This window comes from Pseudomonas agarici, from assembly GCF_900109755.1.
Taxonomy (GTDB): Bacteria; Pseudomonadota; Gammaproteobacteria; order Pseudomonadales; family Pseudomonadaceae; genus Aquipseudomonas; species Aquipseudomonas agarici.
This window is the reverse complement of record NZ_FOAR01000004.1, coordinates 21,900-38,148: the sequence shown is the minus strand read 5'-3', so window position 1 is coordinate 38,148 and position 16,249 is coordinate 21,900. Positions and strand designations below refer to the sequence as shown.

Genomic DNA, 16,249 nt, shown 5'->3' with positions numbered 1-16,249 from the left:
TGCTCTCCGCGCTCTCCCGGCACGCCTTGTACGCCGTGCAGACCTTGCTCTCCGCGTTCTCCCGGCATGCCCTGTTCGCCGCGTAGACCTTGCTCCCCGCGTTCTCCCGGCACGCCTTGTTCGCCGCGCAGACCCTGCTCTCCGCGCTCGCCTCGCTGAGCGGGGGTTGTCATAAGCCTATCTATGTCTGCCCGATCTCGATGTCTTTCCTTATCGTGGTTGTCGAGCCTTTTTTTATTATCACGCACATGATCTGTCAGATTGCTTACCTCAACCCTCGTTTGTTCTTGCTGCCCTGCAAGCTCGTTCAGAAGGGTTCTTCCTTCGACATCATTAGGCGAGGGAGCGGCCCGTACACTTACATTTTCGTTGGGCAGCAGAACAATACTTTCATGAGCCTGTGCCTGCTGCATGGCCAGACCGCTGAAGGCCAGAGCGATGTAAAGGGCAGATTTATTGAAGGGTGTTGGCATGGGATTTCGACCTCCTGGAAATTTGAGGCCGAAATGTATCCATCGGTGTAATCGATAAATGTCGGGCTTTTTACCCAGCTTTTGCGAGAGAAGTCGCTGCCTTGGTGGCGATTTAGAGGTGTGTCTGGCGCGTGTGGGCGCGCGGTGGCTGAGGTATCGGCCACCGCGTTTTCAGGTTGACGGGCGCTGTACTTACGGGTTGTCCGGGTTAACCGCGGCACTCGGCCAGGGTCTTGATTTGCCCGACCGTCCCCAGGTTTTCTTCCGACAGCCAGCGCTCGAACCCGGCATTCACCGCCGGCCACTCCGAGTCGATGATGCTGTACCACGCCGTATCGCGGTTCTGGCCCTTGACCACCATGTGCTGGCGAAACACGCCCTCGAACTGGAAGCCCAGCCGCTCGGCGGCTGTCCTGGAACGGGCGTTGTCGTTATTGCACTTCCACTCCAGGCGCCGGTAACCCAGAGCGAAAGCTTCCTTGGCCAGCAGGTAGACCGCCTCGGTACTTTTTGGCGAACGCTGCATCGGTGCACCGAAGGTGACGTGGCCGATCTCGATACGGCCCTGGGCCGGGACGATCGACATCAGGCTGAGGATGCCCTGGGCCTCACCTGTGGCCTTGTCGATGACGGCGAAGAAATACGGGTCGGCGCTCGCTGAATTGTCGTTGAGCCAGTCGTTAAAGGCGTTGCGCTCCGGGAATGGGCCACAAGCCAGATAGTCCCACAGCTTCGGATCGGCGCCAGGGCCTTCCAGGGCGCGGCACAGGTCATCGCCATGGCGGGCGGGGTCGAGTTTTTCCAGGGTAATGAAGCGCCCCTCGAGTTGCCGGGTGCTGGGTAGCGGAGCGCCCCGCCAGCTGGCTACGGGTGTCGACATGAGGCTTTCCTCAAGGTTTACAATACTTTGCGAAAATGAATGAAGCCGGGCCGCTCGGCAATCCGCTCGTACAACTGGATGGCCGTGGCATTGGTCTCGTGGGTCAGCCAGTGCACTTTAGCGCAGCCGGCTTGAGCGCTCGTGACATAGACATGCTCGATCAGCAGCCGTCCGAGCCCGGCTCCGCGCACGTCGGGAGCTACGAACAGGTCTTGCAGGTAACAGGAGTCCTGAACGCTCCAGGTCGAGCGGTGGTAGATGAAATGCACCAGGCCCACCGCTTTGCCATCCTGCCAGGCCAGGGCGGCATGGGTGGTGTCATCCGGGTCGAGAAAGCGTTGCCAGGTCGACTGGTAGACCGTATCCGGCAGCTCGGTTTCGTAGAACTTCAGGTAGGCCTGCCACAAGGGACGCCAGGCGGCTTGATCGGCGGCGGTTACCGGACGGATTTCGATGGAACTCATAGGGACTCCTTAACGCATCAAATGGACGAGGGGTTGGTCCTGGCTGTTGGCACTGGCCGCCAGGTCTTGTTGTACACCGGCGATAAAGATGGGCTGACATCCCCGGAAAGTCACCAGGGCTTCACCGCCCTCGGTTATTGTAAGAGCAATTAGCGATGATTTTCATAGGTCCATTTTATGGACCCAATGTCATGCCCAGTCCTTCTTTGTCATTGCCGTTTGGCCCTGCTGGGATTTATTCGCACCTGCCGAGGGCTTCATCGCAACCGCATCGGCGAGGGTGCCTATGTGGTGCAGTCGTTGACCAAGCCTTGCTGACTAAAAGGTTGTCCACAAAAATATCCACAAAGTTTTCAACAGACTTATCCACAGTCTGGCAGTAGACAATGACGGCCTGGACTGTGCCGGCTTGCACGTGACGGTTGCGGTGGAGAGTCGGGAGCGGGAACAGGCACGATCGTGCTGGCACGCTTGAGCCAAGTCTGGAAGTGCCAGTGGCGTCGGGTATTAACCTGCTATCGCAGGTAACAGGGCAGTCGATGTTTATCTGGTTCGGGAACCCGAAACCAGGATAAATGAATATGACGTCTCCACTTCCCGGTACGACCTTGAGCGAAAGCGAACAGGCTGCGCTGGTCTACACCCTCAGTGACTGTTTTGTCCGACGACCGACCCTGGAAAGCGTGGCGCCTGGCCTTGTCCGCGACATGCTGGAGGCCGAATACCCGTCGCTGGGCGAGCGGCTCGCCCATGCCGCATTAATCCACCCCGTATCGAACCAGAATGAAGACTCCACAGTAGAATACGGAATCCTGCCCCTGACGAATTTGTTGATTGGGCGTTTTCTCGGCGAAAAGGCGGAACTGCATCCGGCGGACAGCTACCTGACGCTCTACCCGGGCGCGGAACATCCGCAGAAGTTGTCCCTGGACACAGTAAAGGTCGAGGCACTCCTGAGCGAATGGGCGCCGTTGCTGCCCGAAGCCTATAAACAGGCGCTGGTCGACTTCTGGAGCTCGCCGTTTGACCAGGAGGTCGCACCCTGGCAGCGACTTTCCGACTTTTTCGCGGTGCAATTGCGCCAGGCATGCGTGGCGCTCTCGGGTGAGGAACGGGATACCGTGCAGGCGGTACTCGATTACCCCGACCCGCAGGTACGCCGGGGCGCGCTCGGGAACCACTGTACGCAGGTCGATATTCCTATCCTCGATACCGGCATCATGGGGTCCGACCTCAGGCATTTCCAGGCACTGGTAATGAGCCGCTGGATTGGCGAGCGCCAGATCGTGTTGCTCTACACACTGTTCGGCGGGATCGAGGCCTTCGATTCCAGGCGGGCACTGGAAGAGTCCCTGTTGGCGACCTTGAGCTCTCAGTACTCGGGATTCAGGAACTACACCCCGGACGATCATGTTTTCGATGCCCTGGCCGTGAGTTTGCTGAAGCTGCAACTGGAGGCCATCGCGGCGATCAAGCCGAGTGACTATCGCGATGGCGTGACCCTCGGGCAGCGCCTGCATGAGCTGACCGGGCTGCAGGCGTTGTTCGGTGCGTTCCGTTCCGGTCACGAAGCAAGGCTCGGTCGATTACACGACTTGCTCCCTGAATGGCTGCGGCGTGCCTCGCTGGCGAATCGCACGCTCTATGGACTGCATGTGGCCTCGCTGTCAGCAGTGCATCGACAGCATGCCGGTCAGGCATTTCTCGATGGTATTCCCGACATTCACAGCTTTGCCGGCGAGTCGTTGCGCGAGAGTTTGCAAAAAAAACATCCGGAGGCTGCGGCGGTGTCGGTCGCCGACATCCGCGTGACCCTGACACCGATCGTGAGCCGTCCGCTCATCATGGGTGACAGCATAATGCCCATAGGCTTTCGCGGTGAGCCCAGGACCCAGGACTATGTCGCCATGGCACTGAGGAACCTCAAGGCGTTCCCTCTTTCCGGGGATGCGCAGGTTCACTACAAAGACCGGGCAACACCTGCCTGGATGACCTACGAAGTACTGCGCACGGCGGTGAGCGACGCCGATATCGGCGGGGCCTACCCCGAGTTGCTCAGGCAGAAGCTGCAGCGCGACCTGATCGAGCGAACACGCCAAGAAAGGCTTTTCACCGACTACCTGCGTGTCCTCCTGCCGATGTTGGCGCTGGAGCTGCAACTCGAAGGGAAACTGACCGAGACCGCCCGTCGTTATGTCGAGGCGGTGATAACCCAGGACGCTGGTGTCCGTGAGGTCCACGGCCAACACATCGTGGCCCGTCCGCTGGCCTTCCTGGCGTACCCGGATGCCACGGCGAACCGAGTGCGCAACATGTTTGTGATCGGCCCGAGAGCGACCGTTGAGGGACCGCAAGTGCTTTTTCGTCCCGGTGCCGATCAACCTCTGCGCGAGTTTGCGTCATTGGCGGGCTTGTTGACGGCCATCAAGACGGAGCAAGCGTTGCGGCAATCGGTCCTCGATGGTCTGGATGCCACGACGCGACCCATCTATGACTATGGTGGATTTGAGGAGCCGCACCTGCCCCGCGCGATTTTTTCCGACTTTGATATTCTCCCCACGCCGGCACCGGTTTCGCTCGATACCACGCCGCTATCCGGGTCATTTGGCGCGGCGTTGTTCGCCGCCAGCGTCGAGGCGTTGGTCGCACACGCCGAGGCCGATTCCGTGTCCGATGCCGAAGAACGCTGGGAGCGCTTCGCCGATCTGGGGTGGACCCTGTTCGGTGTGTTGCAGCCCTTTGTGCCAACCTCTCTGGCGAGTGCCGGATTGATTGTGCAATTGGTGTCCAGCCTCAAGACCTTCACCGATCCGAATGCGGCGCATCCCTGGGCGGCATTTGCCGACGTGTTGCTGAACCTGGCGGTGGTGCTGGTGTATCACCGTCCGCTGCTCACGGGCGCCGCCGTGACGGTGCCCCGTATCGTCGACAACGCTGTGTACAAGGAGCCGGTCGTTCGCATCACCCACCAGTTGGTCGTTGCTTCGATCCGCATGGGGCCGCATTTGTCGGTGTCCAGGCTGGTCCGGCTGGAAGAATTCAAGCTGTCGTTGTCTGAATCGCCTGGCACCTTGCTGACCGAAGGAGAGTGGCAGGGTTTGTATCAGCGTGACGAGCGATTCTATGCCTGTATCGACGGTGCCTGGTTTCGGGTGTCGCGCAAGCTCGAAGGGGTGGTGATCATCAATGACGGCCACCCGTCGCTGCAGGGCCCCTGGTTGAAACGCGACGACTCGGGGGCCTGGCAGCCAGAGCGCGGCCTGCGCCTGTTGGGCGGTGCGGGAGAGTTGAGTGTGCGCGCAACGAAGAAGTTGAAGTCGCTGGAGAAGAAGGCCCGTGACCTGTTGGCAACCTTGCCCAGGCTGCTGGCGGAGGGCAAACGCAGTGCGAGTACCGTGAGTACGCCTCGCAGCATCCAGGACATACTGGTGATCAAGGCACAGCCTTTTGAAGAGGCCATCAGGGATTTTCGCGGGTTGACCCAAGGCCTCGCGCAGTCACCGCGGTGGCTGATTGCCGAGCTGGAAGAGGCAGCGAACACCTTGACCGAGCTGGGGCTGAGCCTGCGAATCAGCTTGACCAAACAAGGATTGCCGAATGCGGCGGCGATTGAGTTCCTGATGGAGAATGAGCAGATCACGATTCGCAAGCTGGGGACCCGCCGGGATATTTCCGGTGGCAAGGGCAGCGATTTTCTTGAGGAATACGGCATTCGCGACAAGGAAGGCCATCCTTTGTGGTTTGCGCATTTCCATTACCGGACGGCAACCACGCCGGCGCCCGACTTTTCCAAGGCGCACCTCAAAACCAGGGCGCAACGTTACATGGGGCTCAACTTTCAGATCGCTCAGGAGACCGCGGGACAGAAAGTGGTGCCCATCTGGCGCGGACCGATCGACGCCAGGACGGCGGCAGCGTTCTTCCTGCGCTGAGTGGCCTGGCCGTCGCTCGAAAACATGTCGTACAGACCCTAGGAAATGCCACTCAAACAAAGGACATTTGTCTGAATATCTGGCGGACCCACCCGTGGAGAAGGCCCGCTTGTGCCGATGTCGCTCCGGTTATTTCTCCGGCATGGCCGAGGAGTGGTGTGTCGAGATTTTCCAGTCTTGGCCATCCCAGGCGTAGGTGAAGGTGTAACGGGCGGAGACGGTCGACTGATCCTTGAAGACGAAGGTGTAGGTGCCGGTGTCGATGGCCTTGTTGCAGCCGATGCGGATGGTCCGGCTGTCTATCTTGCCTACCGGTTTGTTGGCCAGGAAATGTTCGAAGTAGTCGACCCGCTCGGCATCGGTCAAACGGACCTTGTTCGAGACAGTGGGTAACAAAACCGCATCAGGCAGATACTTGTCCGCTACTTTGCGGGCATCGCCTGTTTGTAGTGCATTGTTCCAGTCATCGAACAGGCTTTCAATTTTTGAAGTTTCCACCGGAGCGCAGGCCTGCGGTTTCGCAGCAAAGGCCGATACGGAAAAAAGGCCGCACAGTGCGGTTATTGCGATATGTTTTTTCATGGTTTTCCTATGACTGTCCTGACAGCGTCTGAATAAGAAAGAGCCAATACTTCCATGACCGCACACTCGATCCGTTCGAGACGGGAGGCCTGCATTACCACGTAATGTCGGAATGTTGGCCGGGCCGTTGCGCTTTGGTTCGCTGGTGAGGGATAAATAGGACAAACGCAGAAGTCGCCACTTATGGATAGGCGTGACACTGCGTCGGCGAATTATCCGAAGGTTTCGCATTAAAGTAAGGCGCTGTTCAATACGGGTATTGATAGAGCTTCTGTTTTTTGTTGCAATCGGCGTATTTTAAATACTAAGTTAAAATAGAGTCGTTGGTGATTTGCAACTTTTACCAGCCTACCCGAGGTAATGAGGCAGGAATAGTGTAGGAATTGTATATAGGAATATTCCTACAATCATATCGGGTTGTTTGGGGCGGTCGAGTAGGACGCAGGCGTTGACCTCCAGTGCGCGGGTGCTCACTGAAGGTCGGATGCTGCCTGGTTCGGCAAGCCTTGTCTCAGCGCAATTCGCCGCACAGGTCCAGTTCGACCAGGCGTCGCACTTCAGCCAGCGCCAGGCCCGCTCCGAGTAGTGCATGCAGTTTGCCGAACGCCGCTTCGCGGGTCATGCCGCCGCCAGACAGCACGCCGATATCGCGCAAACGACCGCCGGCCTCGTAGACGCCCAGCTCGACACCGCCTTCATGGCACTGCGTGATTGCCACCACCACTATGCCCAGCTTCTGGGCCCGCTGGAGACTGGCAAGGAACGCCGGGTTATCGCTCGGTCCGGTGCCGCTCCCGAAGCACTCCAGCACCAATGCCTGGATACCGCTGTCGATCATCGCGTCCAACTGCGCGGCGGCGATGCCTGGGACTAGTGGCAAGACGCCAACAGTCGTCAGTTGTCGGGCCTGGTGGTAGCTCAACTGTGCCGGCAAGGTATCGGCTCTGGTTGCGCCACCGGTGCGATCGAGGGCTGCAAACGGATGGCGGCCAAAGCTGCGAATCTTCGCGCAGCGGGTTGGCGAGAGCATTTCGCCATGGAAATGCAGGTGTACGCCTGGCGCCAGGCCCTGGCCGAGGGCGACCAGCGCACCGCAGACATTTTCCCAGGCATCGCTGTCCGGCACGCCCGCTGGCAGCATGGAGCCGGTAAACACCACCGGAGCGCGCAGCCCCAGCAACTGGAAGCTCATGGCCGCCGCGCTGTAGGCCAGGGTGTCGGTGCCGTGTAGGACCAGCACACTGTCGCACTGTTGCTGTTCTACCGCATCGATCACCGCGTCCCGCAGGCGCAGCCAGTATTCGGGGGTCATGTTGGCGCTGTCGATCAGCGGGGCCATTTCGCGAAAACGCCACCGGGGAACGACCAGGGCCGGCTGGCTGCGCAGGTACTCGCGCATCCGCGCTTCGAAACCGGAAGCCGGAGTCAGGCCGTTGGCACTGGCCTGCATGCCGATGGTGCCGCCGGTGTAGAGCACCATGACGTGCCGCGCGGCGGGATAAGTGAGGGGGTTCATCGATGGCTCTCCTGGACAGATACACCCTGCGTCGCAGCATGCCTGCGCACGCAAGGTGTGTCACGTCGGGCGACTGGAACGCCACCCGATGGATCTTTCGCAGCGGACGGCAAGACGCCGCCCGAGGCCCGCGATCAGCGCTGAGCGGCAGGTACGCCCTGGGCCGCGTCCTGCTCGCGGGACACCGGCTGGCTCGGGGCGGACGGCCAAGCTTTCAGGTCCAGATCCAGGTCGGCGAATTTACCGGCGTCGAACACCGGCTGCTTGACGCCTGCGCGGCGCTGGTCGTCATAGTCGCGCAGTACGCGCATGCCAATCTTGAACAGCAGGGCCAGGGCGATCAGGTTGACGAAGGCCAGGCAGGTCATGGTGATATCGGCGAAGGCGAACACGGTCGACAGGTTCTGCACCGAACCCCATACCACCAGTGCCAGCACCAGGCCACGATACACCAGCAGCACGAGACGGTTGCGGGTCAGGAACTGCAGGCTGGTCTCACCCAGGTAGTAGTTGTAGAGAATGCAGGTGAAGACGAACAGAGACAGGGCGACGCTGACGAACACGCGACCCCAGTCACCGACCACCGCAGCCAGGGAGTTTTGGGTCAGGACAATGCCATCACCTTCGAAGCCTGGGGTGTAGAAGCCCGACAGCAGTATCAGCAGTGCAGTGCAGGTGCAGATTACGAAGGTGTCGAGGAACACGCTGAATGCCTGGACCACGCCCTGGGCGCCTGGATGTTTCACTGCGGCCACGGCGGCGACGTTCGGCGCGCTGCCCAGACCGGCTTCGTTAGCGAACACGCCACGCTTCACGCCCATGACGATGGCGCTGCCAAGCAGGCCACCGAACGCGGGATCAAGGCCGAAGGCGCTCTTGAAGATGGTTTCCAGCATGGCTGGAACGTGATCGATCTGGCTGCCGATCACGTACAGGGTGACGCCGATGTAGGCCAAGGTCTTGACCGGAACCAGCAGGTCGGAGACCGCGGCAATGCGCTTGATGCCGCCGAGAAAGACGATCGCCAGCAGCACGGCCAGGGCGATGCCGGTGTGGTTCGGCGAAAAGCCGAAGGCGTTCTGCAACGAGTGGGTGACGGTGTACGACTGCAGGCCGTTGAAGGCGAAGCCATAGGTAACCAGCAGCAGGATGGAGAACACCACTGCCATGCCCTTGAGCTTCAGGCCATGCTGGATGTAGTAGGCCGGGCCACCGCGGTACAGGCCATCGCCATCGGCACGCTTGTAGACCTGGGCCAGGGTACATTCGAAGAAGCTGCTGGACATGCCCACCAGTGCGGTGACCCACATCCAGAACACGGCGCCTGGGCCGCCGAGGGTCACGGCGATGCCGACACCGGCGATGTTACCGGCGCCGACGCGGCCAGCGAGGCTTAACATTAATGCCTGGAACGAACTGAGTTGGCCTGCCTGGCCGCGAAGAGACTCCTTGAAAACCGAGAACATGTGGATGAAATGGCGTAACTGAACGAAACGCGAGCGGATCGTGAAGTAGCTACCGAGCCCGACAATGAGCACGATCAGTACTTTCCCTGAGAGGAAGTCGTTGATGACTTCGAGCATGGATGGTTCCTCGCTGTATTTGACGCAAAGGAAGCTCGTTTAAAATATCGCGTTACACTTGGTGTGACTGGGCAGTGTGGGTTGGCGATAGATCATCCTGAGCTTTCGCGGATTGTTTTTAGTGTTGTTTTGCGTGTTTCGGTTCCACTGTACCTGTACCGCCGATCGCTTACGCGAAGAGCGGTGGCACCTTACCGATCAGGACCACCAACGTCCTCACGGTTTATCATTTTTCATCCTTGCCCCCTGAAACCGTCTAGAGGCCTCGTCAGTCGGTGGGCGAGTACCTCGCGCCTGCTGAACAGTGGTCAGGAGCGGTGTTGCCATGAAAAATCAGTAAAAAAAGGGCCTGAAGAGTGACCTTCAGGCCCTCAAAAGGTGAGAGGTGTCTAGTCCCTCGACCTGGTGAGCGGTGTGCGATCTGGCGCTGAGGGTCAGGCCTTCAGTGGAACCAGACGTGGAGCAATCATGTTTTCCGGACGCAGGATATCGTCGAGCATTGTATCGTCGAGCAAGCCTTCTTCGCGCACCAGTTCCAGGACGCCGCGGCCACTTTCGAGGGCGACACGAGCGATCCGGGTGGCGTTTTCATAGCCGATGTACGGGTTCAGCGCGGTGACCAGGCCGATGGAGTGTTCCACCAGTTCGCGGCAGCGTGCTTCGTTGGCGGTAATGCCGACAATGCAGTGTTCGCGCAGCATGTCCATGGCGCGTTGCAACAGGCGGATCGAGTCGAAGATCTTGAAGGCGATCAGCGGCTCCATCACGTTCAGTTGCAACTGGCCGCCTTCGGCGGCGATGGTCAGGGCCAGGTCGTTACCGATGATCTGGAATGCCACCTGGTTGACCGCTTCCGGGATCACCGGGTTGACCTTGCCGGGCATGATCGAACTGCCTGGCTGGCGCGCCGGCAGGTTGATTTCATTGATGCCGGTACGCGGGCCGCTTGACAGCAGGCGCAGGTCGTTGCAGATCTTCGACAGCTTGACCGCCGTGCGCTTGAGCATGCCGGAGAACAGCACAAAGGCGCCCATGTCGGAAGTGGCTTCGATCAGGTCGGCAGCCGGAATCAGCGGCTGGCCACTGATGATCGCCAGGCGGTCGACCGCCAGTTGCTGGTAGCGCGGATCGGCGTTGATGCCGGTGCCGATGGCGGTGCCGCCGAGGTTGACTTCAGTCAGCACTTCCGGCGCCAGGGTCTTCAGGCGGGCCAGGTCTTCGCTCAGGGTGGTGGCGAAGGCGCGGAATTCCTGGCCGAGGGTCATCGGCACGGCGTCTTGCAGTTGGGTGCGGCCCATTTTCAGGACATGGCTGAACTCTTCACCCTTGGCGGCGAACGCCTGGATCAGGCTGTCGAGGCTGGCGAGCAGGGCGTCGTGGCCCAACAGCAGGCCCAGGCGGATGGCTGTCGGATACGCATCGTTGGTCGACTGCGCCATGTTCACGTCGTTGTTGGGATGCAGATACTGATACTCGCCCTTGCTGTGGCCCATGGCCTCAAGTGCGATGTTGGCGATGACTTCGTTGGCGTTCATGTTGGTTGAAGTGCCAGCGCCGCCTTGAATCATGTCCACCACGAACTGCTCGTGGAAATCGCCACGGATCAGACGGGCACAGGCCTCGCTGATGGCGGCGTGCTTGGCTTCGCTCAGATGACCCAGCTCGCGGTTGGCGTCGGCGGCGGCTTGCTTGACCATGGCCAGGGCCACGACCAGTTTCGGGTAATGCGAAATCGGCACGCCGGAGAGGCGGAAGTTGTTCACCGCTCGCAGGGTCTGGATGCCGTAGTACGCCTCGGCGGGTACGTCGAGTACGCCAAGCAGGTCTTTTTCTGAGCGGAAAGATGCAGCGGAGGACATGATAGAAATCATCTCGAAATGGACCCGGTCGATGCCGGAACGCTGGCAATGCTAGGCTTGAGAAGATTTTTGGGCCAATGCTGTTCGGCGCTGCCCTATGCACAAACGGCATAGGGAGCAATGTGACGCATTGTGTGTGGCGAACGTGTGAACCAAAATGGTGCGCTTGGTGAAGGGAAAGGTCGATGAATCTCGAAAGCAAATGGTTGGAAGATTTCAGTGCCCTGGCGGCGACGCGCAGCTTTTCCCAGGCCGCCGAGCGCCGTTTCGTCACGCAGCCGGCGTTCAGTCGGCGGATTCGCAGCCTGGAAGCAGCGCTAGGCCTGACCCTGGTCAATCGCTCACGCACGCCGATCGAACTGACGGCGGCCGGTCAGTTGTTCCTGGTAACGGCACGCACGGTGGTCGAGCAGTTGGGCGAGGTAGTGCGTCATCTGCATCACCTGGAAGGCGGGCAGGGCGAGGTCATGCAGGTGGCGGCGGCGCACTCTCTGGCGCTGGGGTTCTTTCCGCGCTGGATCGCACAGTTGCGCAATGAAGGGCTGAATATCGCCACGCGGCTGGTGGCGACCAACGTTGGCGATGCGGTCCATGCGCTGCGCGAGGGCGGTTGCGATCTGATGCTGGCGTTCTACGACCCGGATGCGGCGTTGCAGATGGATTCGGAGATCTTCCCGTCGCTGCACCTGGGACATACCGAAATGCTGCCGGTGTGCGCGGCGGGGGCGGACGGCGAGCCACTGTTCGATCTGGAAGGCGAGGTCAGCGTGCCGTTACTGGCCTACAGCGCCGGGGCGTTTCTCGGGCGCTCGGTGAACCTGTTGTTGCGCCAGCGCAACCTGCGCTTTACCACGGTGTACGAGACGGCCATGGCCGACAGCCTCAAGAGCATGGCGCTGGAGGGTCTGGGTATCGCCTGGGTACCGCAGTTGAGCGTGCGTGCCGAGCTGGCGCGGGGCGAACTGGTGGTCTGTGGCGGCGCACAATGGCATGTGCCGCTGGAGATTCGCCTGTATCGCTGCGCGTTGGTGCGCAAGGCGAATGTGCGGTTGTTGTGGCGCAAGCTGGAAGGCGGCGCGGCGCAAGGTGGTGTCTGAGTAGTGTGGTGGGGGTGTGGTTTTTGTTGATCTGGAAGTCAGGTAAACCGGCCTTTAGCGGCTAAAATCCAGCAAACGACAGATGGTCGCGGAAAGTGCGTATCGCGCAGAATTTTCGGTATACTGCGCGGCCTTCGGCCGGTTCGTCCGGCCATCATTCGCATAACAAGCCACGCCGGTCTTCCCGCGTGGCTTGTTGTTTTTTGACGCGCCCGTGGGCGCCCAAGAGAAGAGGCACGACGATGAGCGCACTGGTTGGCGTGATCATGGGCTCCAAGTCCGATTGGTCCACCCTTAGCCACACCGCCGATATGCTGGAAAAGCTCGGCATCCCCTACGAGGTGAAAGTAGTCTCGGCCCATCGCACCCCGGACCTGCTGTTCCGCTACGCCGAAGAGGCCGAGGCCCGTGGCATCGAGGTGATCATTGCCGGTGCCGGTGGCGCGGCTCACCTGCCAGGCATGTGTGCGGCCAAGACCCATCTGCCGGTGCTGGGCGTGCCGGTGCAGTCGTCGATGCTCTCGGGCGTAGACTCGCTGCTGTCGATCGTGCAGATGCCCGCCGGCATTCCGGTCGCCACCCTGGCCATCGGCAAAGCCGGGGCGATCAACGCCGCGCTGCTGTCGGCGAGCATTCTGGGCGCCAAGCACCCCCACTTTCATAGCGTGCTGAAAAAATTCCGTGCTGAACAGACAGACAGCGTGCTGGATAATCCAGACCCGCGCGTCGCCTGAGGTTTCTGACGATGAAGATCGGTGTAATCGGTGGCGGCCAGCTTGGCCGTATGTTGGCCCTGGCGGGTACGCCACTGGGGATGAACTTCGCTTTCCTCGATCCGGCGCCGGATGCCTGCGCAGCCGCACTGGGCGAACATCTGCGAGCCGATTACGGCGACCAGGATCACCTGCGCCAGTTGGCCGATGAAGTCGACCTGGTGACTTTCGAGTTCGAAAGCGTTCCAGCGGAAACCGTGGCCTTCCTGTCGCAGTTCGTACCGGTCTACCCGGGCGCCGAAGCCCTGCGCATCGCTCGCGATCGCTGGTTCGAAAAGAGCCTGTTCAAGGACCTGGGCATCCCGACTCCGGACTTCGCCGATATCCAGTCCCAGGCGGATCTGGACGCAGCGGTCGCCCGTATCGGCCTGCCGGCTGTATTGAAGACCCGTACCTTGGGTTATGACGGCAAGGGCCAGAAAGTCCTGCGCACTCCGGGCGATGTGATCGGCACCTTTGCCGAGCTGGGTAGCGTCGCCTGCCTGCTGGAAGGTTTCGTGCCATTTACCGGCGAAGTCTCGCTGATCGCCGTGCGCGCCCGCGACGGTGAAACCCGTTTCTACCCGCTGGTACACAATACCCACGACAGCGGTATTCTCAAGCTGTCGGTCGCCAGCAGCGATCATCCGTTGCAGGCCCTGGCCGAAGACTATTCCAGTCGGGTGCTCAGGCAATTGGACTATGTCGGCGTGATGACCTTTGAGTTTTTTGAAGTCGACGGTGGCTTGAAGGCTAACGAGATTGCCCCGCGTGTGCATAACTCCGGGCACTGGACCACCGAAGGCGCCGAGTGCAGCCAGTTCGAAAACCACCTGCGGGCGGTAGCTGGCCTGCCCCTGGGCTCGACCGCCAAGGTCGGCGAAAGCGCGATGCTGAATTTTATTGGCAGCGTGCCGCCGGTGGAAAAGGTCATCGCTATCGCCGACTGCCATCTGCACCACTATGGCAAGGCCTTCAAGGCTGGGCGCAAGGTCGGTCATGCCAACCTGCGTTGCGCTGACAAGGCTACGCTGCAGCAACAGATTCAGCGGGTCGAAGCGTTGATTGCCGAGTAAAAATATCCAGGCCGGACGGGAACCATCGGTACCCGCCATCCTCTGATGGCAAGATGCCAAAGCGCGGCTAGTGGTCTGTTCGGTTAGTACGTTAACTCAAGTGCGGATGTCGGAAGTTCGCGGCCATGGCGCCGAAATTGACTAACGGAACTCGCCACACAGGCCACTAGGGCTTTGGTTTTGGGATATACATTCAGAGGAAATCGCATGGGTATCATCGGAACCATCTTTATCGGCTTGATCGTTGGTCTTGTGGCACGTTTCCTCAAGCCGGGCGACGACAGCATGGGCTGGATCATGACCATCCTGTTGGGGGTCGGCGGCTCGCTGGCGGCGACCTACGGTGGCCAGGCCCTGGGCATCTACCAGGCCGGGCAAGGTGCGGGCTTTATCGGCGCGGTGGTCGGCGCGATTGTTCTGCTGGTGATTTACGGTCTGATCAAAAAGAACTGATCGAACCGAGCGAACCCTCTGCGCACGGCGCGCGGAGGGTTAGAATGCTCAGCCTGACTTCCTGTTGTCGAGCCTCTTATGCGCCGTCTTCTGTTGATACTTCTTTTGCTGGGCAGCGGCCTGACCCATGCCGGTGAGCTTGCGGAAACCGATTGGCTGGAACTGATGCCCAAATCGGACCAGAAAGCTCTCGAAGAAATGCCGGAAATCAGCCACGATTCGCCAGAAGCCAACGGCACCTTTACCGCCAAGGGCGGTTTGAAGCAAGGCAAGGGCTTGCCGGCGGTGATGTATTCGAGCAAGACCGTCGCGGCCATGAACAGCAAGCGCATTCGTATCGGCGGCTATCCGGTGCCACTGGAAACCGACGCCAAGGGCCGCAGCACCTTGTTTTTCCTGGTTCCCTATCCGGGCGCCTGCATCCATGTGCCACCGCCTCCGCCGAACCAACTGGTATTGGTGCGTTATCCCAAGGGCCTGAAGCTGGACGATATCTACACGCCGCTGTGGGTGACCGGGACTCTGAAGATCGAAAAGGTCAGCAACGACCTGGCCGATGCGGCGTATGCATTGGATGCAGGGACGGTGCGGGTGGTGAAGGAGTCGGATCTTTAGCCATTATGGCAAGCGGGCAAGTCAGGCCTGCGGGCTGCTGCCGATAGTCACGCTAAGCGTATGGCTGGCGCCTGGTGTCAGCGTCACCACATCATCCATCACGTTCGCGGTTTCGATGCAGAGCATCTTCTGCCAGCCGTCGTCGGCCATGTCGGTGAACTGGCGGGCGCGACCGATCCATGGGTTCCAGATTACCGTCGAGCGCGAGCCGCTGGTGCTCAGTTCGATACGCCGTTCCCAGGCCGGGTCGACGATGCTCAACTGCGCTGGCACATTCTGGTAGATGCGGTCGGTTTCACCGGTGAAACGCAACTCGCCCTGTTGCCTGGCCGGCTTCCAGTTATCCGCCGTATCGATATAGCTCAGGCCGTCCACGCCTTCGACATGCACGTTGCGCACATCGCTGACGGCGAAATAGCTGTGCAGTGCCTGGCTGAGGGTGACGGGGTGATCGTCGAGGTTTTCGCTGGTGAGGCTGATCCGCAACTGGTCACCCAGGTGAATCGCCAGCTTGAGTCCGACCTGGTGCGGCCAGCCGGCAAAACCACCCTCGGGCATCGGTACGGCGAACTCCACCAGCACACCGTCGTCTTCGGCCTGGATACCGAGCAACGTCCACTCCAGCGTTCTGACGAAACCATGGGCGGTGGGCGGTTCGCTGCTCCGGTGCATTGCCTGGACGCTGTTCGGGTTGCGCGCGAACACCCCAAACCATGGCCAGCACACCGGCACGCCGGCGCGAATGCTCTTGCCGTGCTTGAACTGGGCCTGATCGTTGAGCCAGATCAGCGGCGGTTGCCCGACCAATTGATAACTGAGGATATGCGCGCCTTGCTGGGCCACCAACAATTCGGCTTGACCGTGGCGAATTCGCCAGCAATTCAGTTCATCCAGCTTGACCGTTTCAACGTAGGGCGTGCTCATGGTGTTCTCGCTCGGCAACAGGAACTGCAATGGACCGCAAAAA

The 16,249-nt window shown here is 60.3% G+C and carries 14 protein-coding genes; 6 read left to right on the top strand and 8 right to left on the bottom strand.

What is annotated here, in order from left to right:
* From BMX68_RS04945 to BMX68_RS04935, 3 genes are all read right to left on the bottom strand, one after another.
* A partial coding sequence (locus tag BMX68_RS04945) for a collagen-like triple helix repeat-containing protein (RefSeq protein ID WP_143063244.1) occupies nt 1-473 on the bottom strand: 473 nt, incomplete at its 3' end.
* A 208-nt stretch (nt 474-681) separates the two neighbouring features.
* On the bottom strand, nt 682-1,353 hold the full coding sequence (locus tag BMX68_RS04940) for a GNAT family N-acetyltransferase (protein ID WP_017132323.1): 672 nt from the start codon (nt 1,351-1,353) through the stop codon (nt 682-684).
* 17 nt (nt 1,354-1,370) lie between these two features.
* Nucleotides 1,371-1,817, bottom strand: coding sequence for a GNAT family N-acetyltransferase (locus BMX68_RS04935; protein ID WP_017132324.1), 447 nt, complete (start codon nt 1,815-1,817; stop codon nt 1,371-1,373).
* Between the two features lie 581 nt (nt 1,818-2,398).
* On the opposite strand from BMX68_RS04935, the gene BMX68_RS04930 reads away from it, so the two are divergent.
* Nucleotides 2,399-5,749: a dermonecrotic toxin domain-containing protein gene (locus BMX68_RS04930; protein WP_017132326.1), complete on the top strand. Its 3,351-nt coding sequence runs from the start codon at nt 2,399-2,401 to the stop codon at nt 5,747-5,749.
* 129 nt (nt 5,750-5,878) lie between these two features.
* Here the strand turns inward: BMX68_RS04930 and BMX68_RS04925 are convergent, their stop codons facing one another.
* The 4 genes from BMX68_RS04925 to aspA form a co-directional block, all read right to left on the bottom strand.
* Nucleotides 5,879-6,331, bottom strand: a complete 453-nt coding sequence (locus BMX68_RS04925) for an SgcJ/EcaC family oxidoreductase (protein ID WP_017132327.1) — start codon at nt 6,329-6,331, stop codon at nt 5,879-5,881.
* Nucleotides 6,332-6,842: 511 nt separating this feature from the next.
* Nucleotides 6,843-7,847 (bottom strand): asparaginase, encoded by a 1,005-nt coding sequence (locus tag BMX68_RS04920; RefSeq protein WP_017132328.1) that lies wholly within the window; start codon nt 7,845-7,847, stop codon nt 6,843-6,845.
* A gap of 134 nt (nt 7,848-7,981) precedes the next feature.
* Nucleotides 7,982-9,430 (bottom strand): alanine/glycine:cation symporter family protein, encoded by a 1,449-nt coding sequence (locus tag BMX68_RS04915; protein WP_017132329.1) that lies wholly within the window; start codon nt 9,428-9,430, stop codon nt 7,982-7,984.
* Nucleotides 9,431-9,864: 434 nt separating this feature from the next.
* The gene (gene aspA, locus BMX68_RS04910) at nt 9,865-11,289 is read right to left on the bottom strand and encodes an aspartate ammonia-lyase (protein WP_017132330.1); all 1,425 of its coding nucleotides are present in this window, start codon (nt 11,287-11,289) and stop codon (nt 9,865-9,867) included.
* A 185-nt stretch (nt 11,290-11,474) separates the two neighbouring features.
* Between aspA and BMX68_RS04905 the strand changes: the two genes are divergently transcribed.
* The 5 genes from BMX68_RS04905 (at nt 11,475) to BMX68_RS04885 (ending at nt 15,282) form a co-directional block, all read left to right on the top strand.
* The gene (locus BMX68_RS04905) at nt 11,475-12,386 is read left to right on the top strand and encodes a LysR substrate-binding domain-containing protein (RefSeq protein WP_017132331.1); all 912 of its coding nucleotides are present in this window, start codon (nt 11,475-11,477) and stop codon (nt 12,384-12,386) included.
* A gap of 242 nt (nt 12,387-12,628) precedes the next feature.
* Nucleotides 12,629-13,120 carry a 5-(carboxyamino)imidazole ribonucleotide mutase gene (purE, locus tag BMX68_RS04900; RefSeq protein WP_017132332.1) on the top strand — a complete coding sequence of 164 codons (492 nt, stop codon included), beginning with the start codon at nt 12,629-12,631 and terminating at the stop codon, nt 13,118-13,120.
* 11 nt (nt 13,121-13,131) lie between these two features.
* A complete protein-coding gene (locus BMX68_RS04895) occupies nt 13,132-14,214 on the top strand; it encodes a 5-(carboxyamino)imidazole ribonucleotide synthase (protein WP_017132333.1) in 1,083 nt (360 codons plus the stop codon).
* Nucleotides 14,215-14,421: 207 nt separating this feature from the next.
* On the top strand, nt 14,422-14,667 hold the full coding sequence (locus tag BMX68_RS04890) for a GlsB/YeaQ/YmgE family stress response membrane protein (RefSeq protein WP_017132334.1): 246 nt from the start codon (nt 14,422-14,424) through the stop codon (nt 14,665-14,667).
* A gap of 78 nt (nt 14,668-14,745) precedes the next feature.
* A complete protein-coding gene (locus BMX68_RS04885; RefSeq protein ID WP_017132335.1) occupies nt 14,746-15,282 on the top strand; it encodes a DUF3299 domain-containing protein in 537 nt (178 codons plus the stop codon).
* Between the two features lie 21 nt (nt 15,283-15,303).
* On the opposite strand, the gene BMX68_RS04880 is transcribed toward BMX68_RS04885, so the two are convergent.
* Nucleotides 15,304-16,206 (bottom strand): D-hexose-6-phosphate mutarotase, encoded by a 903-nt coding sequence (locus BMX68_RS04880; RefSeq protein ID WP_026013217.1) that lies wholly within the window; start codon nt 16,204-16,206, stop codon nt 15,304-15,306.
* Nucleotides 16,207-16,249 lie beyond the last annotated feature (43 nt).